The 23,956-nt window shown below is 61.7% G+C and carries 21 protein-coding genes; 8 read left to right on the top strand and 13 right to left on the bottom strand.

The genetic code is table 11. From position 1 onward, the window contains the following. The first annotated feature begins 12 nt into the window (after window positions 1–12). Both BLU71_RS24520 and BLU71_RS24515 read left to right on the top strand, forming a co-directional pair. Entirely contained in the window at window positions 13–972 is a 960-nt protein-coding gene (locus BLU71_RS24520; RefSeq protein WP_083354072.1) for a caspase family protein, read from the top strand. Then, window positions 972–1,457, top strand: a complete 486-nt coding sequence (locus tag BLU71_RS24515; protein ID WP_083354071.1) for a toll/interleukin-1 receptor domain-containing protein — start codon at window positions 972–974, stop codon at window positions 1,455–1,457. The genes BLU71_RS24520 and BLU71_RS24515 overlap by 1 nt, the downstream gene beginning before the upstream one ends. A gap of 260 nt (window positions 1,458–1,717) precedes the next feature. On the opposite strand, the gene motB is transcribed toward BLU71_RS24515, so the two are convergent. Both motB and motA read right to left on the bottom strand, forming a co-directional pair. Continuing rightward, window positions 1,718–2,758, bottom strand: coding sequence for a flagellar motor protein MotB (motB, locus tag BLU71_RS24510; protein WP_042607790.1), 1,041 nt, complete (start codon window positions 2,756–2,758; stop codon window positions 1,718–1,720). Window positions 2,759–2,761: 3 nt separating this feature from the next. Further along, window positions 2,762–3,613, bottom strand: a complete 852-nt coding sequence (motA, locus tag BLU71_RS24505; protein WP_024011357.1) for a flagellar motor stator protein MotA — start codon at window positions 3,611–3,613, stop codon at window positions 2,762–2,764. Between the two features lie 166 nt (window positions 3,614–3,779). Between motA and BLU71_RS24500 the strand changes: the two genes are divergently transcribed. The 4 genes from BLU71_RS24500 to BLU71_RS24485 all read left to right on the top strand — a co-directional run bounded on the left by BLU71_RS24500 (window position 3,780) and on the right by BLU71_RS24485 (window position 8,869). Continuing rightward, window positions 3,780–5,318 carry an HDOD domain-containing protein gene (locus BLU71_RS24500; protein WP_083354070.1) on the top strand — a complete coding sequence of 513 codons (1,539 nt, stop codon included), beginning with the start codon at window positions 3,780–3,782 and terminating at the stop codon, window positions 5,316–5,318. A gap of 42 nt (window positions 5,319–5,360) precedes the next feature. Continuing rightward, entirely contained in the window at window positions 5,361–6,194 is an 834-nt protein-coding gene (rhdA, locus tag BLU71_RS24495) for a thiosulfate sulfurtransferase (RefSeq protein ID WP_083354069.1), read from the top strand. After that, window positions 6,194–7,054, top strand: a complete 861-nt coding sequence (asd, locus tag BLU71_RS24490) for an archaetidylserine decarboxylase (protein ID WP_083354068.1) — start codon at window positions 6,194–6,196, stop codon at window positions 7,052–7,054. The genes rhdA and asd overlap by 1 nt, the downstream gene beginning before the upstream one ends. Before the next feature lie 66 nt (window positions 7,055–7,120). Then, window positions 7,121–8,869: a molecular chaperone gene (locus BLU71_RS24485; protein WP_083354067.1), complete on the top strand. Its 1,749-nt coding sequence runs from the start codon at window positions 7,121–7,123 to the stop codon at window positions 8,867–8,869. Window positions 8,870–8,972: 103 nt separating this feature from the next. On the opposite strand, the gene serB is transcribed toward BLU71_RS24485, so the two are convergent. Then, window positions 8,973–10,187, bottom strand: a complete 1,215-nt coding sequence (serB, locus tag BLU71_RS24480; protein WP_016771966.1) for a phosphoserine phosphatase SerB — start codon at window positions 10,185–10,187, stop codon at window positions 8,973–8,975. Between the two features lie 134 nt (window positions 10,188–10,321). Between serB and BLU71_RS24475 the strand changes: the two genes are divergently transcribed. Next, window positions 10,322–11,833 carry an AhpA/YtjB family protein gene (locus tag BLU71_RS24475; RefSeq protein WP_065615492.1) on the top strand — a complete coding sequence of 504 codons (1,512 nt, stop codon included), beginning with the start codon at window positions 10,322–10,324 and terminating at the stop codon, window positions 11,831–11,833. Between the two features lie 344 nt (window positions 11,834–12,177). On the opposite strand, the gene BLU71_RS24470 is transcribed toward BLU71_RS24475, so the two are convergent. The 9 genes from BLU71_RS24470 to BLU71_RS24430 form a co-directional block, all read right to left on the bottom strand. Then, window positions 12,178–12,888 carry a PqiC family protein gene (locus BLU71_RS24470; RefSeq protein WP_039756820.1) on the bottom strand — a complete coding sequence of 237 codons (711 nt, stop codon included), beginning with the start codon at window positions 12,886–12,888 and terminating at the stop codon, window positions 12,178–12,180. A gap of 185 nt (window positions 12,889–13,073) precedes the next feature. Continuing rightward, window positions 13,074–15,338 carry a DNA topoisomerase IV subunit A gene (gene parC / locus BLU71_RS24465; protein ID WP_024011349.1) on the bottom strand — a complete coding sequence of 755 codons (2,265 nt, stop codon included), beginning with the start codon at window positions 15,336–15,338 and terminating at the stop codon, window positions 13,074–13,076. Window positions 15,339–15,345: 7 nt separating this feature from the next. Beyond that, window positions 15,346–15,870, bottom strand: coding sequence for a retropepsin-like aspartic protease family protein (locus tag BLU71_RS24460; protein ID WP_083354066.1), 525 nt, complete (start codon window positions 15,868–15,870; stop codon window positions 15,346–15,348). Then, the gene (locus tag BLU71_RS24455) at window positions 15,867–16,856 is read right to left on the bottom strand and encodes an esterase-like activity of phytase family protein (RefSeq protein ID WP_042607783.1); all 990 of its coding nucleotides are present in this window, start codon (window positions 16,854–16,856) and stop codon (window positions 15,867–15,869) included. Before BLU71_RS24455 ends, BLU71_RS24460 begins: the two co-directional genes overlap by 4 nt. Continuing rightward, window positions 16,856–18,763 carry a DNA topoisomerase IV subunit B gene (parE, locus tag BLU71_RS24450; protein WP_024011346.1) on the bottom strand — a complete coding sequence of 636 codons (1,908 nt, stop codon included), beginning with the start codon at window positions 18,761–18,763 and terminating at the stop codon, window positions 16,856–16,858. Before parE ends, BLU71_RS24455 begins: the two co-directional genes overlap by 1 nt. A 41-nt stretch (window positions 18,764–18,804) precedes the next feature. Further along, window positions 18,805–19,413 carry a YqiA/YcfP family alpha/beta fold hydrolase gene (locus tag BLU71_RS24445; protein ID WP_083354065.1) on the bottom strand — a complete coding sequence of 203 codons (609 nt, stop codon included), beginning with the start codon at window positions 19,411–19,413 and terminating at the stop codon, window positions 18,805–18,807. A gap of 290 nt (window positions 19,414–19,703) precedes the next feature. Then, window positions 19,704–20,519 carry a 3',5'-cyclic-AMP phosphodiesterase gene (gene cpdA / locus BLU71_RS24440; RefSeq protein ID WP_083354064.1) on the bottom strand — a complete coding sequence of 272 codons (816 nt, stop codon included), beginning with the start codon at window positions 20,517–20,519 and terminating at the stop codon, window positions 19,704–19,706. A gap of 97 nt (window positions 20,520–20,616) precedes the next feature. Continuing rightward, window positions 20,617–21,069: a DUF1249 domain-containing protein gene (locus BLU71_RS24435; RefSeq protein WP_016771972.1), complete on the bottom strand. Its 453-nt coding sequence runs from the start codon at window positions 21,067–21,069 to the stop codon at window positions 20,617–20,619. Next, on the bottom strand, window positions 21,060–21,677 hold the full coding sequence (locus BLU71_RS24430) for an NUDIX domain-containing protein (RefSeq protein WP_024011344.1): 618 nt from the start codon (window positions 21,675–21,677) through the stop codon (window positions 21,060–21,062). Before BLU71_RS24430 ends, BLU71_RS24435 begins: the two co-directional genes overlap by 10 nt. Window positions 21,678–21,904: 227 nt before the next feature. Between BLU71_RS24430 and BLU71_RS24425 the strand changes: the two genes are divergently transcribed. Continuing rightward, a complete protein-coding gene (locus tag BLU71_RS24425; protein ID WP_016771974.1) occupies window positions 21,905–22,651 on the top strand; it encodes an RsiV family protein in 747 nt (248 codons plus the stop codon). Here BLU71_RS24425 and cytX read toward each other — a convergent pair. After that, the gene (cytX, locus tag BLU71_RS24420; RefSeq protein WP_083354063.1) at window positions 22,620–23,912 is read right to left on the bottom strand and encodes a putative hydroxymethylpyrimidine transporter CytX; all 1,293 of its coding nucleotides are present in this window, start codon (window positions 23,910–23,912) and stop codon (window positions 22,620–22,622) included. The two genes, BLU71_RS24425 and cytX, sit on opposite strands and share 32 nt — an antisense overlap. Between the last annotated feature and the right edge of the window lie 44 nt (window positions 23,913–23,956).

The raw sequence follows: 23,956 nt of genomic DNA, 5'->3' as shown, positions 1-23,956 counted from the left end.
GGTGCTGTAACCATGCGCAAGGCACTGTTTATCGGCATCAATGACTATGCGCATATTTGCGGGTTGAGCGGCTGTTGCAACGACGCCATGGCCATGGCGTCGGTACTCAAAACCAACGCCAATGGCGACCCCAATTTCAAGAATGTCGTGTTGACGTCCGCTGAGGATTATCTGAGCCGGGAGAAAATCGAGGACCAGATCCGCGAGTTGTTTTCCGGCGACAGCAACGTCGCTCTGCTGTACTTCGCCGGCCATGGTGATTTCGACGCCGACAGCGATGAAGGCATGCTGATCCCCCAGGATTACCGTACCCCCAAGGACGGCATCCGCATCAGCGACATTCTCAACTGGGCGGACAAAGCCACGCGGATCAAAAACAAAGTGATCATCCTCGACTGCTGCCAGAGCGGCTCGGCCGGCGAAGTGCGCGCCTTGCGCAGCGAGAGCAGCATGGTCGGCGAAGGCATGAGCATTCTCACCGCTTGCAAAAAAACCGAGCCGGCCATGGAGGGCGCGCAGCATGGTGTATTCACCGGCCTGCTCCTGCAAGCGCTGCATGGCGGCGCGGCGAACATCCTCGGCAAGATCACCCCCGGCAGCCTGTATTCCTTCGTGGACAACGCCCTCGGCGCCTGGGAACAGCGTCCGGTGTTCAAGACCAATGTGTCGCAGTTCATTTCCCTGCGCGAAGTCTCGCCGCTGATCCCCAAGGACATCCTGCGCAAATTGCCGGACTGGTTCGCCGAGGCCGAATCGGTGTTCCCGCTCGATCCCAGCTATGAGCCGACTGAAAAGGCGTTCCTGCCCGAGCATGGCGAGGTCTTCGCCCGGTTGCAGAAGTGCAACCGCCACAGCCTGATCGAACCGGTCGACGCCGAGCACATGTATTACGCCGCGATTCACTCGACCGGCTGCCGCCTGACGGCACTCGGCGCTTATTACCGCGAACTCGCCCTCAAAGGACACTTCTGATGCCCGTCTTTATCAGCTACCGCCATATGGATCGCGCTCATGCGATTGCCATCAACACCCGCCTGACTCAGGCGAAGATCAGGACTTACCTGGACGTGCTCGATCCGGAATCGCAGACCACCGACGACATCACCGAGGTCATCACCCGCAACATCACCGAATGCACGCATTTGCTGGCGGTGGTGTCGGAGAGGACAGCGCTGTCGTGGTGGGTGCCGTTTGAGATTGGCGAGGCCACGATCAGCAACCGGCGGATCTGTACGTTCAAGACCGGGCCGGCGGAGCTGCCGATCTATCTGGACAAGTGGCCGAAGCTGAGCACGGCCAGCGATCTGGATTTCTTTATCGAGGCGTATCGGGATGAGGTGTCGAACCAGCGCTCGATGACGCTGGACTCGATCAGCGAGTCGGTGAAAGGGGCCTACAAGCGCGATGCAGAGATGTTTCATGAACAGTTGAAGAATCGGATTCGTCGTGGGTTCTAGAACGCCGTCACGTCTGAAAAGCCCCTCACCCTAACCCTCTCCCGGAGGGAGAGGGGACTGACCGAGGTGAATGTTCCAAGTACGCCGACCTGAAATACTGAGTCGAACTCGCATTCGAAAAGCACACAAATCGGCTCCCTTTCCCCCTCGCCCGTTTGGGGGAGAGGGCTGGGGTGAGGGGGTTGCTCTTGGCAACGCACCAAATACAAAGCCGAAAATCAGCCCAAAAAAACCGACATCACTGTCGGTTTCTTTTTCAATCATTGCTTCGGCGCTGGCGCAGCCCCACCCGGCTCAGCCGGCTTCGGCGCGGCGTCATCGAACAGATTCAAGCGTTCGCGCAACTCGTGAGCCGGCACTGGCTGCTTGTCCGCCGGCAATGCGTTCGGATCAACCGGGGCTGCCGGAGCAGCACCGTTCTGCCCCTGATCCGCCGGTTTCGCCGCCTCAGGACCCTGCGCACCTTCAATCGCCGCCTGGGCTTTTTTGGTCAGCACGACAATGTCGATCCGGCGGTTCACCGGGTTGAACGGGTTTTCCCGGTCGAACAATGCCGACGAGGCATAACCCACCACACGCGCCACTTGCGCATCCGGATAGCTGCCGGCGACCAAGGCACGACGAGCCGCGTTGGCACGGTTGGCCGAGAGTTCCCAGTTGCCGTAATCGCCAGTGCCGATGTATGGCTTGGCGTCGGTGTGGCCACTGATGCTGATCTTGTTCGGCACCGCTTTGATGGTGTCGGCCATGGCCAGCAGGATGTCTTCGAAGTACGGTTTCAGGCGCGCGGAACCGGAGTCGAACATCGGCCGGTTCTCAGCGTCCATGATCTGGATGCGCAAGCCGTTCGGCGTGATTTCGAAGAGGATCTGATCCTTGAATTTCTGCAGTTGCGGGTTCTCGTCGACCTTGTTCTGCAGTTCTTGCAGCAGCAGCTCGAGACGCTCCTTCTCGACCTGTTCGGCCATGCCTTCCACCTGTTCGGTGTCGACCGTGACCTTGTCAGGCTGCGGCTGCGACTTCACTTCCGGGTTGAGGGTATTTTCCGGCGCCAGGGTCGGCGTGCCACCGAGATCGATGATGTACGGCGTGCCGCTTTCGGAGAAGCCGACCGGGTCCTTGAAATAACCGGCGATGGCGATCTTCTGTTCCGGCGTGGCGGTGGACAGCAGCCACAGCACCAGAAAGAATGCCATCATCGCCGTGGCAAAGTCGGCAAAGGCGATTTTCCACGCCCCGCCGTGGTGCCCGGCGGCAATGCGCTTGACGCGCTTGACGATGATCGGCTGATTATTTTCCATAACTTAACGACCGCGAACCGCTTGTTCCAGCTCGGCAAAGCTTGGACGGTGCGCCGGGTACAGAACCTTGCGGCCGAACTCGACCGCCAGCGACGGCGGCATGCCGGATGCCGAAGCCACCAGCGAGGCCTTGATGGCTTCGTAGACGTTCAGCTCTTCCTTGGCATCGTGGGCCAGGGAATGCGCCAGCGGGCCGAAGAAACCGTACGCCGCGAGAATACCGAAGAAGGTACCGACCAGTGCCGCACCCACGTGCAGACCGATCGACGCCTGGTCGCCCTCGCCCAGCGAGGCCATGGTCACCACAATACCGAGTACCGCCGCGACGATACCGAAACCGGGCATGCCGTCGGCGATGCCGTTGACCGCGTGCGATGGGTGTTCGAGGTCTTCCTTGAGGCTGTACAGCTCCATGTCGAACAGGCCTTCCAGTTCATGCGGGGCCATGTTGCCGGAGGACATGATGCGCAGGTAATCGCAGACGAACGCGGTCATGCGTTCATCCTTGAGCACGGCAGGGTACTTGGCGAAGATCGGGCTCGCGGCGGCATCTTCGATGTCGCCCTCGATAGCCATCATGCCTTCGCGGCGGCTCTTGTTGAGGATCTCGTAGATCAGCCCGAGCACTTCCAGGTAGAAGGTGTGGGTGAAGCGCGAACCGAACATGCTCAGGGATTTCTTGAGCACGTGCATCGTCATGTAACCGGGGTTGGCCTGGAGGAAAGCGCCGAGGGCCGCACCGCCGATGATCATCACCTCGAAGGGCTGGATCAGGGCGGCAATCTTGCCGTGGGAGAGCACGTATCCGCCGAGCACGCTCGCGAATACGACGATGATGCCGATAATTTTAGCCATAGGTAGAAGGTACTTGTTTAAGTCGGGTTCAAGGTCATATTCGGAAGTTAAAAAATCTCTTCTTCTACTTATCGGCAAAACTGCGCCAGACTATAGCCAGTTCAGGCGAAAAGCCAATTTAGCCCATGCCGGGCGCGTCTACAGTCAGTGAAGATCTCGTCCAGACATGGCTAATGAAACGAACATTCCATCGGTAAAACCGACTACCCTCCAGGCGTGGGTCAAGCTGCTCGACAGCGTCCGCCTGCCCGTGCCGCAAGAGGCTCACGACAAAGTCTGCCGGGCAATCCGCGACAACCGCAGCTCGCTGCGCGATATCGCCGACCTGATGCAGGACAGCCCGGCGCTGGCCTTGAGCATCATCCGTGAGGCGAATCGTCACACCCACGGCACGATGGCTGCGCCGGCGGAAAATCTTGAGGTGGCAATCAATCGCCTGGGCCTGGCCCGTACCGAAGAACTGCTCGCGCGCCTGCCCGCCGAAGCGCACATGCAGATCCCCAAGGCCCTGCGCCAGTTGCAGTTGATCAGCCAGCATGCGACGCAACAGGCCAACGGTTTTTTCGCCAGTCGCCTGGCACGGCTGTGGCAGGACATTCATTGGGGCAGCCTGTTGTTCCTCTCGCCGCTGTGGCCGTTGGCGCTGACCTATCCCCAGTTGCTCGAAGAGTGGGAATTGCGGGTGATCCACAAGGGCGAATCGGCACGTGTGGTTGAAAAACAGTTGTTCGGCGTGCGCCTGTTGAAAATTGCCGAGGCACTGGTGCATGCCTGGCACCTGCCGATCTGGGTCGAGCAAGGCTACAAATTGCTGCTCAGCGAACAACGCGAACTGGTCAAAGTGCTGCGCATCGCCCGTGACAGCGAACACCCGCTGCGCCAGCAGAACCGCCTCGACGATGACCCGACGCTACGGCGCTGGCTCAACCAACCGGCGAATACCGTGCTGCTGGCCAACGGCCTGGCGCTGTCGGCGCAACAGGCCTGGGACAGTCCGCACAGCAAACGCTGGCAGTACCTGACCAGCCTGTACCTGCAAATCTCGATGGACGAAGTGCAGCAGCAGTTGCACCAGCAAGCGGCGAACAGCGCACGCCAGCATGCAATGCCCGATCTGTGGCACCCGGCAGTTTCGCTGATCTGGCCGTGGGGCAGCCGTCGCTTGCCTGCCGGCATGCTCCCGGCAGCAGCACCCAATTCGGAAGATCTGGGCCAATGGCGTCGGCAATGCGCCGAGCTGCTCGCCGAGCCCAGCCGCTTCACCAACGCGATGAGCCTGACCGTCGCTGCCCGCGAGGCACTGGTGGCCAGCGGCATGCGCCGGGTGATGATTCTGATGGCTGACCGCACCCACTCGACCCTTCGCGTGCAGCAAACCGCTGGCCTGCCGAAGGACGCGGCAGCGCTGAGTTTTGCCGTCAGCCAAAGCAAAGTCCTGCAGCGTCTGCTCGCCCAGCAGGCACAGGTGCGAATCACTCCGGAGAACAACGCTCAGTTCTCCGCCTTGTTACCCCCGGGGCTGCGCACGCTGTTTCGCGGCGAGCATCTGTTCCTGCGTTCATTGGTCAACAACGGCCGGGTGATCATGATCGTCGTCGCCGATCAGGGCGGCGGCCCGTTTGCCGACATCACCGTGCAAGCCTTCGGCAAAACCGCGCAGTGCATAGAAAAAGCCCTGCAAAGCTTTAGCAGCCGTGGCCAATGAGCCTGCGCTACAATCCTCCCCTTTGTGCTCTGGAGACCTCACATGTCTGACTTCTCTGGCTTGCCGCTCGTCATCGAGCCGAGCGACCTGCTGCCGCGCCTGGAGTCCCCGGAACTGATTCTGGTGGACCTGACCAGCCCTGCCCGGTATGCCGAAGGTCACTTGCCCGGCGCACGTTTTGTCGACCCGAAGCGCACTCAGCTCGGCCAGCCACCAGCGCCCGGGCTGATGCCGGCAAAAGCCGATCTGCAAGCGTTGTTCGGTGAGCTTGGCCATCGCAAAGACGCGGTCTACGTGGTGTATGACGATGAAGGCGGCGGTTGGGCCGGGCGCTTCATCTGGTTGCTCGACGTCATTGGCCACGACAAGTACCACTATATAGACGGTGGCCTGCCGGCCTGGCTGGCGGCCGGCATGCCGATGTCGATCCAGGTGCCCTCGGCCGTCGGCGGCCCGGTCTCGCTGACCCTGCACGACGAACCGACCGCCACCCGCGAATACCTGCAAAGCCGTCTCGGCGCCGCCGATCTGGCGATCTGGGATGCGCGCGGGCCGCTGGAATATTCCGGCGAGAAAGTCCTCGCCGCCAAGGGCGGCCACATCCCCGGCGCGGTCAATTTCGAATGGACTGCCGGCATGGATCAGGCACGCCAGCTGCGCATTCGCACCGACATGCCGCAGATCCTCGAAAACCTCGGGATCACCAAGGACAAGGAAATCATTACCCACTGCCAGACCCATCACCGGTCGGGCTTCACTTATCTGGTGGCCAAATCCCTCGGTTATCCGCGGGTCAAGGGCTACGCCGGTTCCTGGGGCGAATGGGGCAACCACCCCGACACGCCTGTCGAGATTCAAGCTTCCAAGGACAACTAATGAAAGAGCGTCTGTTTATCCTCAGCCAATACCTGCTGCCGCATCACCTGCTGTCGCGCCTGGCCGGTTGCATCGCCGAATGCCGCGTGCGCTGGTTCAAGAATGCCTTCACCCAGTGGTTTGCCAAGCGTTATCAAGTGGACATGTCGCAAGCGCTGGTCGAAGACCTGACCGCTTACGAGCACTTCAACGCGTTCTTCACCCGCGCCTTGAAAGACGGCGCGCGTCCCTTGGACGAAACCCCGGGCGCGATCCTCAGCCCGGCCGACGGCGCGGTCAGCCAGCTCGGCCCGATCGAGCACGGTCGCGTGTTCCAGGCCAAGGGCCACAGTTTCAGCGTGCTCGAATTGCTCGGCGGTGATGCGGCCAACGCCGCGCCATTCATGGGCGGTGACTTCGCCACCATTTACCTGTCGCCGAAGGACTACCACCGCGTGCACATGCCGCTGGCCGGCACCCTGCGCGAAATGGTCTACATCCCGGGCCGGATCTTCTCGGTGAATCAGACCACCGCCGAGAACGTTCCCGAGCTGTTCGCCCGCAACGAGCGCGTGGCATGCATCTTCGACACCGAACGCGGACCGATGGCGGTGGTGCTGGTCGGCGCGATGATTGTCGCTTCGATCGAAACCGTGTGGGCCGGTCTGGTCACGCCACCGAAGCGCGAGCTGAAAACCTTCCGCTACGACGAAGCCGCGCGCGCACCGATTCACTTGGAGAAAGGCGCTGAACTGGGGCGCTTCAAGCTGGGTTCGACGGCGATCGTGCTGTTTGGCCCGGATCAGGTGAAGTGGGCCGAAGAGCTGGTGGCCGGCTCGCCAGTGCAGATGGGCCAGGGCCTGGGACTGCCAAAAGCGTGATCCTGTTCGCGGAAGCAGCCGAGGCTGCTTCCGCAAACCGCGGCAATTGCTGCTATGGTTTTGCTCATGAGCCAAAACCTCTTCCCTCCCAAGTTACGCGCTCCGACTCCTACGCAAACGCGCCTGTCGTTCTGCGACGCCAGCCCGCGCGACCTCAAGCGCTGGATCGCTGGCCTGCCCAAAGCCAACATCGGCGAAACCGCGCGCCTGCTCTATCAGGGCCTGGGCGAACTCAACCTGCTGCTCACCCCCAGCGATAATCGCCTGCAACTGCTGGAGTTGCTGCGGCCCGAGGTGTATTTCGTCTGCCAGCATCTGGAACGGCATTTTTTGCATCAGGCGATCATGCTCGACGAGCGCTCGCGCAAGGTCAGCAACCTTTGCCAGGCGCTGCAGGGTCAGTTAGCCATCGGCTATAAACAGATCGTCCTGCGCATCCTGCCGAAATACAGCAAGGACCGCGCGACGCTGGTCAGCAGCGCAATGCAACGCGCCGCGCATGCGCTGAAGGCGCAACTGGTGCGCGCCACGCAGCTGTACAGCTCACCGCCGGAACACGTGTGGTTCGAACTCCATCAGCTGTATCGCAGCGCTGCGCAATTACAGCTGCACCAACGGCGGCTGCGCGATGATCTGGCGTTTTTGACCAGCGAACTGAGCGTCGAGCAGACCTACATCGCCGCACTGCTATTGGGCAGTGCCCGTTGCAATCAATTGCGCCAGAGCCAGATTGCCAGACTGGCGGAGGTGATCGAGCCATGGAGCGCCCTGCTCAAGCTGCATCCCGGCAGCGCAGACGACGGTTTGTTTGCGGTCAGCCCGGAACTGGATGTTGGCCCACGCTACCGCAAGATGTTTCGCAGCGAACAACAGAGCGGACTGCTGGGCTTCGATCCACAACCGCTGGTCAAGCAGCTCGAAACGCATTTACGGCAGCAGCCGACCTCGACACCCTTACCCGTCTCCGCCGGCCTCATCATCGATACCCTGCAACATCTGCACGCCACCTGGGGCCAGGCTGCCGAACGCAGCTTCCAGCGCAGCGCCGGGCAAGGCACATTGACCGTGTGCGTCGGCATGAGCGCCCTGCACTTCTACCTCGGCGGCGAGCGCACCTTCAGCGAATTGCTCAAACACCCCGGTGCCCGCGCGGCAAATTTCAGCAGCGTGGTGGCCAACGGCGAAAAGGACAGCTGGAGTCAGGCGTTCGACGCCGCACCGCAAAGTAACGATGAGCTGTTGCCGTACGAAGAAATCCAGTACGACCAATTAGCCGAGGATGAAGGCCCCGGCAACGCGCCGAACTATCCGACCTACGCCTTGCCCGTGATCAACCACAGCCCCGGCGGCTATTGCCTGGCCTGGCCGAGCGAGGTGCCCGCCGAATTGCAGGCCGGGGAAATGCTCGGCATTCAGGACAGCGAAAGCAGAGGCTGGAGCATTGCGGTGATTCGCTGGATCCGCCAGGTACGCGGCAGCGGCACGCAGATGGGCATCGAACTGGTCGCGCCACACGCCCAGCCGTGCGGCCTGCAACTGGTGCGTTCAAAGGACGATCACGGCCATTATTTGCGCGCATTGCTGCTGCCGGAGATCAGCGCGATCGACTTGCCGGCCACCGTACTGGCGCCGCGCCTGCCGTTTCAGGAAGGCAACAAAGTGCTGATCAACACTCAAGGCGAGGAACACCGCGCCGGGCTGGATCGGCGGGTGGCGAGTACCCACAGTTTCAACCAGTTCGCCTATCGCTCGCTGGATCCTGCGCAGAATGGCGGGGGTGAAGAGGATTTCGATTCGTTGTGGAATTCGCTCTAGACCGAGGCGCGGCCTTCGCGAGCAGGCTCGCTCCCACACTGGAATGAGGTTCCCTGTGGGAGCGAGCCTGCTCGCGAAGGGGCTGGTTCAGGCGCTCAAGAACTCAAAGCTGCCCGTCGCGATCGCGGAAGCCCAACAGATACAACACACCATCGAGACCCAGCGTTGAAATCGCCTGCTTCGCCGACTGCTTGACCAGCGGCTTGGCGCGGAACGCCACACCCAAACCGGCAATTGCCAGCATCGGCAGGTCGTTGGCGCCGTCGCCGACGGCAATGGTCTGCTCCAGACGCAGACCTTCCTTGTGCGCCAGTTCCTTGAGCAAGTCAGCCTTGCGCTGCGCATCGACAATCGGCTCGATCGCCACGCCGGTGCACTTGCCGTCGACCACTTCCAGCTCGTTGGCAAACACGTAATCGATGCCAAGCTTGGCTTGCAACTGCTTGGCGAAATAAGTGAAGCCGCCGGACAGAATCGCGGTTTTGTAGCCTAGGCGCTTGAGTTCGGCGAACAGGGTTTCAGCGCCTTCGGTCAGGCGCAGCGAGGCGCCGATCGAGTCGAGCACGCTGACGTCGAGGCCCTTGAGCAGCGCCAGACGCTCCTTGAAGCTGGCGCGGAAATCCAGTTCACCGGCCATGGCGCGCTCGGTGATTTCCGAAACCCGGTCACCCACGCCGGCCGCCTTGGCCAGCTCATCGATGACTTCCGCTTCGATCAGCGTCGAGTCCATGTCGAACACGGCCAGACGTCGGTTGCGACGAAACAGCGAGTCTTCCTGAAAGGCGATATCGACGTTCAGTTCCTGGGCAACGCTGAGGAATTCGGCACGCAGGGCCTGCGGATCGGCAGCTTCGCCGCGCACGGAAAACTCGATGCAGCCCTTGCCCTTGTCGGCCGGTGTGTCCAGCGGCATGCGCCCCGACAGACGGTCGATATGGTCGATGTTCAGGCCATATTTGGCGGTGATCGCGCTGACCGCCTGCAACTGTCCGGCGGTGACCTTGCGCGTCAGCAGGGTAACGATGTGGCGCTTCTTGCCCTGATTGCCCACCCACTGCTGGTAATCCTCTTCGGATACCGGGGTGAAGCGCACTTGCTGATCCAGTTCGTAGCCTTTGAACAGGATGTCCTTGAGCACCGACTTGCCCTGCTCGGAATCGGGAATTTCAACCAGGATGCCGAACGACAGGGTGTCGTGGATCACCGCCTGACCGATGTCGAGAATGTTCACACCACCTTGTGCCAGAACACCGGTGATGGCCGCCGTCAGACCCGGACGGTCGACTCCCGTGATGTTAATCAGGACGATTTCGCGCAACGCGCACCCCCGCAACTGGAAAAAAACCGCATTCTACCCACTTTCAGTGACCATCGGGCACCGCGAGCGCTTTGCCGGTCTGGGGCCTGTCGCTATACTGCGCGTCAACTTCACGGACAAAGAGCCGAGCTCAAGTGAACCGGCCCACGCCAGTCAAAACCGATAACTTCTTCCTGCTGATCTTCCGTGCACTGCGCCACCGCCGTGTACCGATTGCATTGCGCATTGCCAGCCACAACGTGATCCTGGTCGCTCTGGCCCTGGTGATCTATGCCGGGGTGATGGGGCTGCAATTCAAGCAGGCCATGCACGAGCAGGCCGATGCGCTGGGCGAAAGCCTGACCACGCAGACCGCCACCTCCGCCACCGAGCTGCTGGTGTCCAATGACATCCTCAGCCTCAACGTGCTGCTCAACAACCTGACCAAGAACAAACTGGTGGCCCATGCGGCGATCTACAGTGTGGATAACCGTATCCTCGCCGAGTCCGGTCAGCGGCCCAAGCACAGCCTGTTGGGCGAAGCCGAGGGCATGTACGAGAGCAAGATCACTTTTCAGGACGTGACCGCCGGGCAACTGCGCATCAGCCTGGACATGGATCAGTTCCAGCAGCCGATGACCATCAGCCTGCAGAGCATGGGCATTTTGAGCGCGATTCTGCTGGCACTGTCGCTGGCCCTGAGCCTGCGCATGGGTCGTTATCTGTCGACGCCGCTGTTGCAATTGCGCGTGTGGCTGCGCCGGATCGACGCGCACACCCCGGGCATCGATCGTCAGGATGAAATCGGCGATCTGGCGCGCCAGCTGCACGCCAGCTACGCCCCGGAACCCGAGCCTGAGCCTGAACCCGAGCCGGAATTCGCCGAGGATGAAGACGAGCCGGAATTCGAGGTGCGTAACCTGCGTGATCCGAGCTTCGACGAAAGCCGCCCGCTGGCCGCGAAAAAACCGGCGCCGCGTCACTTGGTCAGCACCGTCGAAGACGATGATGACGATGATGCCTTCGCCGACCTGCGCGACGAATCGATCACCGGCGCCGCACAACCGCTGACGCGCAAACCGACCCCTGACGTGCCACAGCACACTGCGGTACTGGCCGTGCAACTGGGTTCGCAGGAACAACTGCGCCGCTTGCCTCGCGCACGTCTGGAAGAATTGCAGGAACGCTATCGCGACTGCCTTGAGCAGGCGGCTTCGCTGTATCAGGGCGAAATCGAAACCCTCAACGATGGCAGCACGCTCCTGCTGTTCCACACCGAAGATTGCGGCGACGACTACCTGACCAATGCCATCTGCTGCGGCGAACTGCTGCGGGCGCTGGGTCATCAGTTGCAGATCGAGGTCGCGGACAGCGGCATTACTCTGCAACTGCAGCTTGGCCTGACCTTGGGCGATGAGTTGTTCGGTCTGAGCCAGATTGATCTGCTGCTGACCGATTCGGCCCAGGATGCACTGGCCTTGTCGCAGCACAGCCGCAACCTGCTGCTGGTCGAGCGCAAGATCAGCGATGACGCGCTGATCCGCCAACGTGCGCGGATCCGGCCGATCGCCAGTCCTGAAGGCGCTTGCTGTGTCGAGCGGTTGATGGAGCCTTATCCGTCGATGCTCGAGCGGCAACTGGCGCGGATGCATGAGCGCCGGGCGTAAGGCTTGGGCCTGATACGCAAAAGCCCGCAGACGAGTGATTGTCTGCGGGCTTTTTTGTGTGCGGCGTTATTGGAATGGTGTGTATCCCTGAAAAGCCCCTCACCCTAGCCCTCTCCCGGAGGGAGAGGGGACTGATTGGGGGAGATTCCAGAATTACACCGACTTGAACGCCCTGCCTTGAATCCATAATCGCCAAGATCTTTCAGGTCGATGTAAGACGCCAGACACCTCGGTCGGTCCCCTCTCCCTCCGGAAGAGGGCTAGGGTGAGGGGCTTTTGATCTTCCCACCTCCAGACACAACAAAGCCCGCACAAGGCGGGCTCTGTCCTGACTCGTTCCAGCCTCAGAAGCGAAACACTTCCATATCGGTACGAATCGGCGAGGCCATCGGAATCTTCGGTTGCTTCTCGGCATCCGCCGCCGGCGCTGCGGGTTTCGGCGCGGCTTTACGCGGGGCCTCGGCCACTGGCGGCTGGTTGGCGAGTGGCTTGAGCGCTACCGACAGTTGCTCGGCCAGACGCTGCAACAGGATCCCCTGCGCCTGCACCTGCGAAGCGGTGCTGCCAGCGTGCAATTCCTGCAGATGAATGATGCGGTTATCGCGCACCTTGCCGCGACGATCGATCAAACGCCATTGCGCATCGAGAATCGCCGGTTGTTTCGCACCCGAGTCCAGACGGGTGATGGTCAGCAGCACCTGCACATCCGGGGTGAATCCGGCGGTAGCAGGCGCCAGGACCACACGCTGGCTGTCCAGGTGACCGGCGACCTGACGCATCAGCAACTGATCGATATCCGACGAAAGGCTGCCAGCCCAACGACCGTCGGTCGCCGCTTGCAGGCTGCCGTCCGGTTGACGTTGCAGCAGGGTTTCGCGCTGAAGGTAATCGGCCACAACCACTGGCCCCAGCAAAACCGCCATGCCCGCGCTTTGCGCAGGCTGAACCGGACTTCCGCTGTCCAGTTGATACAGCGACACCGGCTGGTGAACGCTGCAACCCGCCAGGCCAAGAACGCCGGCGAGCAACAAAATAAGGGGGCGTAGAGCAGTCATCATCCCGTCCAGGTGGCCGCCACAAGGCTGACCACAGTGAAAATACTCAATAAATATGAAGAACGCTCGACCACGCCGGCGCTTGAAAGGCCATATCATCCGTGAATATGCGTTCCGACTCCAGCGCCAAAGCGTCGATCTACGCGTTTAATCGCAGATCGAACGCTCTAGGAAGGCGTTCCAGCCTAATTGAGGTTTTCGACGAGCAGCGCATCCACCCGCTGGAAGCCACGCGGAAGTTTGTTTCCGCGACGTCCACGCTCACCTTTGTAGTGCTCGAGGTCGTCGGCCTTCAGCGACAGGGTCCGTTTGCCAGCCTGCAACACCAGGGTGGCGCCTTCCGGCAGGACGGCGATGTCAGTGACATATTCTTCGCGGCTGGCCACGCGCTCACCGGAAATACCGATGATCTTGTTGCCTTTGCCCTTACCCAATTGTGGCAGATCGCTGATCTTGAAGATCAGCAGGCGACCTTCGGTCGTGACCGAGGCCAGCCAGTTCTGCTCACGATCGGCGACCGGGCGCGGTGCGATGACCTTGGCGTTGTTTGGCAGACTCAAAAGGGCCTTGCCAGCCTTGTTCTTGGCTTGCAGGTCTTCGCCTTTGACCACGAAACCGTAACCGGCATCGGACGCGATCACGTACAGCGCATCGTCTTCGGGCATCAGCACGCATTCAAACGACGCGCCCGGTGGCGGCGTCAGGCGGCCGGTCAACGGCTCGCCCTGGCCACGGGCCGACGGCAAGGTGTGAGCGGCGACCGAATAGCTGCGGCCGGTGGAGTCGATGAACACGGCAAACTGGTTGGAGCGCCCCGCCGCCGAGGTCTTGAAGCCGTCGCCCGCCTTGTAGGACAGACCGGTGGCGTCGATGTCATGGCCCTTGGCCGAACGTACCCAGCCTTTTTCCGACAACACGACGGTGACTTTCTCGTTCGGCAGCAGATCGTGTTCGCTCAGCGCCTTGGCTTCGGCGCGCTCGACGATCGGCGAGCGGCGGTCGTCGCCATAGGTTTCGGCGTCTTTGAGCAGCTCGGTGCGCACCAGTTTCTTCAGCTTGGCTTCGCTGCCCAGCAGGGCTTGCAGCTTGGCTTGTTCCTTGAGCAGCTCGTCCTGCTCGTCGCGCAGCTTCATCTCTTCCAGTCGCGCCAACTGACGCAGACGGGTGTCGAGGATGTAGTCGGCCTGAATTTCGCTGAGGGCGAAACGCTCGATCAGTTTGGCTTTCGGGTGCTCCTCGGTACGGATGATGTGGATCACTTCATCCAGATTGAGGTAGGCGATCAGCAAACCGTCCAACAGGTGCAGGCGACGCTCGACCTTGTCGAGGCGGAATTGCAGACGGCGACGCACGGTCAGCACGCGGAATTCCAGCCATTCGACCAGCAAGGCGCGGAGGTTTTTCAGCTGCGGCTTGCCGTCCAGACCGATGATGTTGACGTTGACCCGGTAGGTCGACTCCAGCTCGGTGCTGGCGAACAGATGCTGCATCAGCGCTTCGTGATCGACGCGGCTGTTGACCGGGATAATCACGATGCGGCACGGGTTTTCGTGGTCGGATTCGTCGCGCAGATCGGCAATCTGCGGCGCTTTCGACGGTTTGGCCTGCATCAGCGCGGCGATCTGCTCCAGCACCTTGGCCCCGGAGACCTGATGCGGCAGCGCGGTGACGATGATGTCGCCGTCCTCGACGTGGTACACGGCGCGCATGCGCACCGAGCCCTTGCCGGTTTCGTACATTTTCAGCAGGTCGGCGCGCGGCGTGATGATTTCCGCTTCGGTCGGATAATCCGGACCCTGAATGTGTTCGCAAAGCTGTTCGACCGTGGCTTTCGGCTCATCCAGCAAGCGCACGCAGGCGGTGGCGACTTCGCGCAGGTTGTGCGGCGGCACATCGGTGGCCATGCCTACGGCGATACCGGTGGTGCCGTTGAGCAGAATGTTCGGCAGGCGTGCCGGCAACACCAGCGGTTCCTGCAGGGTGCCGTCGAAGTTCGGGCCCCAGTCAGCGGTGCCCTGACCCAGTTCGCTGAGCAGCACCTCGGAATAGCGCGACAGCCGCGCTTCGGTGTAACGCATGGCGGCGAAGGACTTCGGATCGTCCGGCGCACCCCAGTTGCCCTGGCCGTCGACCAGCGTGTAGCGATAGCTGAACGGCTGCGCCATCAGCACCATCGCTTCGTAGCACGCCGAATCGCCGTGGGGGTGGAACTTGCCGAGCACGTCACCGACGGTACGCGCCGATTTCTTGTGCTTGGAATCGGCATCCAGCCCCAGCTCGCTCATGGCGTAGACGATACGCCGCTGTACCGGTTTCAGGCCGTCGCCGATATGCGGCAAGGCACGGTCCATGATCACGTACATGGAGTAGTTGAGGTAGGCATTTTCGGTGAAGTCAGCCAGCGAGCGGCGTTCTACACCGTCCAGGCTGAGATCAAGGGAGTCGCTCATGCGGGCCTCATTGGTTCGTTGTCTGGCGCAGCAGCATGGTGCCACCGCGCTGGGTAAATTCAAGTTTGTTCAGGGCGCTCATGCCGAGCAGCACCTGATCGCCATGCAGCCCCGGCGCCACCAGTGCGCGGACATCCCGCAGCACAATGTCGCCCAATTGCAGGCGGGCAATCTTCGTTCGATAACCCTGGCTCAGGCCATTGGCCGTGCTCAGGGTCACGCCGAAACCTTCTTGCAGTTTCAAACGCTTGGCCAGATCCGCGGGAATCGCGACATCGGTAGCGCCGGTGTCGAGCATGAACTCGACCGGCTCGCCGTTGATCTGGCCGCTGGCGACAAAATGCCCTTGGGCATTGCTCGCCAGTTTCACCTCGATAAAGCCTTCGCCCTGCTCCGACGTGACCACGATGTTCGGATTCTGCTGGCGCTGTTCCCACTGCCCGAAAAATTTCGTCGCGAGAAACAGCGCCGCGCACCAGGCGAGAACCATCAACACCCGACCGGCACGCTTGCCCGGCGGTTGCCGGCTCATGGCCTGGCGCTCCAGCCACCGTCCGGTGCGGCGAAGCGCCAGACCACCGGGCGGGCCTCGCCGTCGGCACGCGGGCCGAAATTATTATCGACGCCGATCCACGCGCCCTCGGCGTCAACGATCAGCGCTTCTTCCAGCCCGTAGTTCTGCGAGTAGCGACGTTTTTCCTGCAACAGTTCATCGGCATACGACCAGCATTTCTCGACCTTGGCCGTCTGTGCATCGCGACGACAGATCTCATAAGCGTTGCGTTCAAGAGTAAACAGCTTGCCGTTGAACAATGAAATGTCGGAAAAGTCGCGATGAACCGCTTTCGCCTTGGGAAACTGTGGCGGCTGCATCTCCTTGCCGCCCTCACTGAGCAGCACGCAGCGACCGTCGCAATCCCACACCGTCTGCTGGCGCTTGATCAGCAGCAGGCCGCGCTTTTGCCGTTCGGCGGCCAGCCACATCTGATCACCGGCCGGGTTGATCGCCAAGCCCTCGAAGATCGAATTGAACTTCAGCAGCAGGCCGCTCGCCCGCGCCTCGCGAACCAGCAGCGGCGAGATCTTCAGCCAGTTTGCCGGGCCGCTGACCGGCACCTGCAATACCGCTGCGTGAGCCTCACTGACGATGTAGCGATTGCCAGCGCTGTCGCAACTGATGCCTTCGAAATCCAGATCGCCACCGCGAATGAACGACGCCGCCCAGGTACGCGAGCTCAAGCCCCAAGGCAAGCCGCTTTCGGGCACCGGCGGCACGTCGATGTGCACGGTTTGCGCTTGCCAGACCGGATCGCGGGTATCGAGCCGGTAGATCTGCTCGTCATCGCGATCGGATACCGTCCACAGTTCATTCCCGCACATGGCCAGACCCGACAGGTTGCCGCCGCGCATGCCCTCGACCGGGTGCTCGGAGAGCACGCGCAGTTCCTGCAACGGCTCGGCCGACACGCTCAGCGCACTCAGCAGCAACGCACCCGCCAAGGCCCAGCCAAACTGCATCAGGCCAGCACCTCGGCGAGGTTGCCTTTGGATTCCAGCCAGGATTTGCGGTCACCGGCGCGCTTCTTCGCCAGCAGCATGTCCATCATTTCCGAGGTTTCGGCGAAGTCTTCGCCCAGCGTCAACTGCACCAGACGCCGAGTATTCGGGTCCATGGTGGTTTCACGCAGTTGCGGCGGGTTCATTTCACCCAGACCCTTGAATCGGGTGACCTGCGGCTTGCCGCGCTTCTTCTCGGCCACCAGGCGATCGAGAATACCGTCGCGCTCGGCTTCGTCGAGGGCGTAGTAGATCTCTTTGCCGAGGTCGATGCGGTACAGCGGCGGCATCGCCACATAGACGTGACCGGCATCCACCAACGGGCGGAAGTGCTGGACGAACAGAGCGCAAAGCAGCGTGGCGATGTGCAGACCGTCCGAGTCGGCGTCAGCGAGGATGCAGATCTTGCCGTAGCGCAGCTGGCTCATGTCCGCCGCGCCCGGATCGACGCCGATGGCCACGGCGATGTTGTGCACTTCCTGGCTGGCGAGTACTTCGCTGCCGTCGACTTCCCAAGTGTTGAGGATCTTGCCGCGCAACGGCAGGATCGCCTGGAATTCCTTGTCCCGCGCCTGCTTGGCCGAACCGCCGGCGGAATCACCCTCGACCAGAAACAGCTCGGAACGCATCGGGTCCTGCCCGGCGCAGTCAGCCAGTTTGCCGGGCAGCGCCGGGCCTTGAGTGACGCGTTTGCGCTCGACCTTCTTGCTCGCCTTGAGGCGACGGCCAGCATTGTTAATCGCCAGTTCGGCCAGGGCCAGACCGGTTTCCGGGTTGGCGTTGAGCCACAGGCTGAACGCATCCTTGACCACACCGGAGACGAACGCCGCCGCTTCCCGGGATGACAGACGTTCTTTGGTCTGGCCGGAGAATTGCGGTTCCTGCATTTTCATCGACAGGACGAACGCGATGCGTTCCCAGACGTCTTCCGGCGCCAGTTTCACGCCGCGCGGCAGCAGGCTGCGGAATTCGCAGAACTCGCGCATCGCATCGAGCAGGCCCTGACGCAAACCATTGACGTGGGTACCGCCCTGCGCGGTCGGGATCAGGTTGACGTAGCTTTCCTGCACCGCGTCGCCGCCTTCCGGCAGCCACAGCAGCGCCCAGTCGACCGCTTCTTTATTACCGGCGAAGGCGCCGCAGAACGGCTCGTTCGGCAGGCGCTCGAATTCGCTGACCGCATCCACCAGGTAGGAGCGCAGGCCGTCTTCGTAATGCCACTCGACTTTCTCGCCGGTACCCTTGTCTTCGAAGCTGACCAGCAGCCCAGGGCACAGCACAGCCTTGGCCTTGAGCACGTGCTTGAGGCGGCTGATGGAAAATTTCGGCGAATCAAAGTATTTCGGGTCCGGCGCGAAGTACACGCTGGTGCCGGTATTGCGCTTGCCAACGGTGCCGACGATTTCCAGCTCGGAGGCCTTGAAGCCGTCCTTGAAGGTCATCTGGTATTCGTTGCCGTCACGTTTGACCCGCACGCGCACTTCGGTGGACAGCGCGTTGACCACGGAAATACCCACGCCGTGCAGACCGCCGGAGAACTGGTAGTTCTTGTTGGAAAACTTGCCGCCCGCGTGCAGTTTGGTGAGGATCAGTTCAACGCCGGACACACCCTCTTCCGGGTGAATGTCGACGGGCATGCCACGGCCGTCGTCGCTGACTTCCAGCGAATGGTCGGCGTGCAGGATGACCTGCACCGATTTGGCGTGGCCGGCCAGGGCCTCGTCGACGCTGTTGTCGATGACTTCCTGGGCGAGGTGATTCGGCCGACTGGTGTCGGTGTACATGCCGGGGCGTTTGCGCACCGGGTCGAGGCCCGAGAGGACTTCGATGGCGTCGGCGTTATAAGAACTAGCGCTGGGAGTGGCCATAAGGTCTCGTCGTCAGTCATTCATGAAAGAGGGGCAAGACTTCACAGCGTGGTGAAATCGATTGCCTGATACATATCGGCAGCCATGCCGGCAAAACTCAGCAACGCCGGCAATTGCCCGGCAAAGCCCTGGAAACTGTGGTCGCCGCCAGCCTGGATGCGCAAGGCACAGGCGCGGTAATACTGTTGGGCGAGGCGATAATCCAGCGTTTCGTCGCCGGTTTGCAACCAGACCTGATAACGCTGCGGATCCTGCGGCGCCGGCACTTCCAGTTCGGCCAGCGCCGAGACGTGGTCGTGGGTCAGTTCCCAGGTTTCATCGGTATAGAGGTTTTTCTGCGTGCCCAGATAACCATCGAACATCCGGTGCGGGCTGACCGCCGGATTGACCAGCAAGGCTTTCAGGCCATGGCGCTCGGCCAGGTGAGTCGCATAGTAGCCGCCGAGCGAACTTCCCACCAGCAACGGCCGGCCCAGCTCGGCGATTGCCTGCTCGAGCTGACCGATGGCTTCGCGCGGATGGTGATGCAGCGCCGGCACGCGCAATTGCCCGCTCAATCCCAGCCGCTCCATGACCGCGACCAGCTGACAGGCCTTCTTCGAGGCCGGCGCGCTGTTGAAACCGTGGATATAGAGGATCGAACCGGACATTTGAGCTCCCTGGCTGTCGGTTTGGGTTTGCGGAGTTTACAGGGAGAGAAGATGGGATTGGGGGTGGTTTCGAGAAATTGGTCATTCAGCGGGAGCGGCCCTCACCCTAGCCCTCTCCCAAAGGGAGAGGGGACTGATTGGGGGATATTAAAGAGATACACCGACTTGAAAGTGATTTGGCGAATCCATAATCGCCACCGCCGTTGCAGGTCGGCGGATCGCGAAAGACACCTCGGTCGGCCCCCTCTCCCTCCGGGAGAGGGCTGGGGTGAGGGGCTCTTGATCGAAAATCAGTAACCTTCGGAACCGTAATCAACGGTAAAAGCAAAACCGGTAACGCGCTCAACCCCGGTTTCCAACCGCCCATCCGGCAACAACCGCAACCACCGATACCCCGGCGCCTGCTCGCCGACCTTGAAATCCGCACTCCCCGGCTCGAACTGGATGCACGTCGAAGGCGAGGCCATCAAGCGCACGCCATTGCGGTCACGATCAATTTCCTGATGCACATGCCCCCACAACACCGCGCGAGCCTGAGGAAAGCGATCCAGCACTTCAAAGAACGCTTCCGGGTTGCGCAGGCCGATCGGCTCCATCCACGCGCAGCCGATCGACACCGGATGATGATGCAAGCACACCAGATGATGGCGCTCCGGCGCTTCGCTCAGCGAGCGCGCCAGCAACTGCAATTGATCGTCCTGCAGATAGCCCGGTACCGAGCCCGGCACGGCTGAGTCGAGCATCGTCACCCGCCAATTGCCGATATCGACCACCGGCTCCAGCAACGTGCTCTGCACCGCTGCCTCGGCCATGACCATCGGCTCGTCGTGATTGCCGGGAATCCAGCGCGCTGGCGCATCGATCTGCGCGCTCAGTTGGCGAAAGGCCTGATACGACTCCAGCGTGCCGTCCTGGGAAATATCTCCGGTGGCCAGCACCAGGTCGATCCGCGGCTGTTGCCCCAACGCCAGGTCGATGACCCTTTGCAGGCTTTCGCGGGTCTTCATGCCCAGCAGCTTGCCGTCCGCTTCGGCGAACAAGTGGCTGTCGGACAACTGCACGAGCAGTGCCGGGTCGGCGCTGGTCAATGTCGATACGCTGGACAAAGCGTTCTCCCGGGCTAAGGCACGCAATGAATGGGTGCGGCAATTATGCTGGGGGATGACACAAAGGGGAAACCGCCGAAGCGGACGCAGTTCACAACTAGCGAACGACTTCGTACTCGTGCCCCAACGCCAGGCAATGACTCAGCCATTCGCCCAGGAACACATTGAGCTGGGCCTTCTCATCAGGCTGGTGCATGGCGGCGTTCGGGTAAGGATAGATGCCGCGAAAGCGTCGTGCATGTTCGGCGCTGACCACTTCGGCCATGCGCGCGTCGTGATAGACCTGTACCTCCAGTTGCGGCACCGGCAACCACGGCAGACTGTGCTCCTGGCGCACCTGCAAGGTCGTGGTGTACGGGCAGGTCTGCAGCACTTCGAGGGCGAGCACGCCGAGCATCTGCTCGCCCTGGGTTACGGCGATACGCCGCGCCTCGGGTTCGTTGCGCATGTCCGGCAGCAGTCGCATCAGGCGCGCGTAGTTGGCCTCGCAGGCGGCTTGCAGCCCCACGAGGTCAACCCGATAACGATCGCGCAGCTTGTTTACGACCATAGCCCCCTCACTTCGGCGCGGTTCAGCGCCAGCCACTGCAAGGCGATGATGCTCGCCGCGTTGGCAATACGTCCGTCACGAACGGCCTGCAAGGCATCTTCGAATGCCCAGACCGTAACGCGAATGTCTTCGGCCTCTTCTTCCAGCCCGTGCAGACCGCCGACGCCGTCGGTGCTGCAACGCCCCAGATACAAATGCACGAACTCGTTGCTGCCACCCGGCGACGGGAAATACTTGGTCATCGGCCACAACGCCTTGATGTCCAGCCCAGCTTCCTCCTGCGCCTCGCGGTGAGCAACTTCTTCCGGTTGCTCATCCTTGTCGATCAGACCGGCGACCAGTTCGACCAGCCACGGGTTGTCGGCCTTGCCCATGGCGCCGACGCGAAACTGCTCGATCAGCACCACCTCATCGCGCTGCGGATCGTAAGGCAACACGCACACGGCATCGTGGCGCACGAAGATTTCACGGTTGATCTCGCGGCTCATGCCACCGGCGAACAATTCATGGCGCAGGTGCACACGGTCGAGCTTGTAGAAGCCCTCGTAGCATTTTTCGCGCCGCACAATATCGACGGCGGTCGGAATGGCGTTGGCAAAGTCAGTCATAATCATCCTCTTTACTGCACATCCATTACGAGGTTTCCGAGTACAACCGGCAACCTCGACTTCGCGCCATCCTAACGCGCCCGCACCGTTTGATGCAGCCCCTTTACCGTCAGCGGGATGGACGGTGACGGTGAAACCCACTCTAATTAGCTTAGTGGCGAACTGACTGCCTCGTTGAGAGTCGAAGCGGTAACTTTTCGCCTTCCCCTGCTTTCGAAAGGACGCCCATGTCGCTTTTCAAAATCGCCTCTGTGGCCGCTATTGCCCTGACTCTGGGCGCGTGTGCCAGCCTGTTCCAGCCCAACTACCGCACGCCGCTGGAAACCACCCGCGACGCCTCGGAACAACTCAAACCCGGCTGTTCCAACCCCGATTGCCCGTTGGTGAACATCGACACCCTGCGCTTCCCGGATGAGCCGGCACTGGACGGCATCATCGAAAAGCGTCTGCTGCAAATGACCCGCACCGAGAAGAACGCACCCGTAGCGCCAACCCTGGCCGCCTACCGCGAGCAGTTCCTGGCCAGCGCCGGCCCGCGCAACAGCAGCTACCTGCAAGCAAAAGTACGCGAGCAGCATGACGGACTGGTGATCATCGAGCTGTCGAGCTACCTCGACACCGGCGGCGCCCATGGCACTCCGGGTCGCGGTTTCATCAACTATTCGCGCCAGCAGCACAAGGTGCTGAACCTGTCGGACATGTTGCTGCCGGGTCAGGAAGAGGCGTTCTGGAAAGCCGCACAAGTGGCGCACAACAGCTGGCTGATCAGCACCAAACTCGATCAGGAGGCTGAATTCGTCGCGAACTGGCCGTTCGTCAAAACCCCGCACGTGGCGCTGACCTACGGCGGCGTGATCCTCAAGTACGACGTGACCACCATTGCACCTTACGCGCTGGGCCACGTCGAACTGAAGATTCCTTATCCGCGCCTGAACGGCATTCTCAAGCCTGAGCTGTTTCCCGGCCGTAACTGAAAGCCCGGCCCAGGATGAGTTGCAGCAGCCCTGCCAGCACCAGCGCCGGCAGGGTGGCGCCGACCTCCGGGTACAGATTCGCCAGCAAGTGGTAAGTGCTGACCCCACCCAGCCACGCCAGCAACGCCGGCCAGCGCAATGCGGCTGAGGCGACCTGCGCGCTGCGCTTGCGCAGGATGAAGTGATCGACCAGCACCACGCCGAACAGCGGCGCGAACACCGAGCCGATCAGCAGCAGGAAATTCTGGTACTGCGCCAATGGCGCCAGCAGGGCAATCAGCGTGCAGATCACGCCGATGGCCAGGGCCAGATGCTCGACTTTCAGACGCCAAAGAATCCCGCTGGAAACCGCCGCCGAATGAATATCGGCGAAAGCGTTTTCCGACTCATCCAACAGAATCAGCAGCAGCGGAATGCCCAGACCGGCGCCCGCCAGAGCCAACAGCAACGCGTTGACTTCCCCACTCGGGGCAAACGCCAGGGTATAAGCGACGCCAAGGCTCATCAGCCAGAAATTGCCGATGAAGAAACCCACCGCCGTGCCACCAAACACGTTCTTCGCGCGCTTGCCGAAACGCGAGTAATCGGCAATCAGCGGCAGCCACGACAGCGGCATGGCGATGGCAATGTCGAAGCCCACGGCGAATGGCATCGAACCGTCACCGGCACGCGCCCACAGTGCCGGGAGGTCGGCTTTGGCGAACAGGTTCCAGGTCAGCCACAGGCACGCCGCGAGCAGCAGCCAGATGCCCCACTTGCGCAGAATCTGCCGCACGAACGTCAACGGCCCGCTCACGGCGAGCAAGGTCGCCAGCGCCCCGAAAAACAGCGTCCACAGCATCGGATTGGCCCACAGCGAGCCTTCGCTGAACGCTCGGGTGCCGAGCAGGCTGGCGGCATCGCGCATGACGATGATTTCGAACGAGCCCCAGCCGATCAGTTGCAGCAGATTGAGCAACGCCGGCAGGCTCGCGCCTTTGCGGCCGAGGCTGAGCTTCAGCGCCGCCATCGACGACAGGCCGGTGTCGCTGCCGATCACGCCGACCGCAGCCAGCAGCAGTACGCCCACCAGCGTGCCAAGGAAAATCGCCAGCAACGAGCCGGACAGACCCAGGCCCGGCGCGAGCAATGCGCCGGTCTGCAAAACCATCAGGCCGATGCCGAGGGAGAACCACAGGGAAAACAGGTCGCGACCACCGAAGACACGCTTTGCAGCGGGGACGGCGAGATCGGGGGAATAGGTGCCGGGTTGAATGTTCACAGGAATATCTCAGGGAGCTTATTGTTTTGGGTCGCTGATCACCC

Source organism: Pseudomonas moraviensis (assembly GCF_900105805.1).
GTDB classification, from domain to species: Bacteria; Pseudomonadota; Gammaproteobacteria; order Pseudomonadales; family Pseudomonadaceae; genus Aquipseudomonas; species Aquipseudomonas moraviensis_A.
This window is presented reverse-complemented; position numbering and strand designations above follow the sequence as displayed.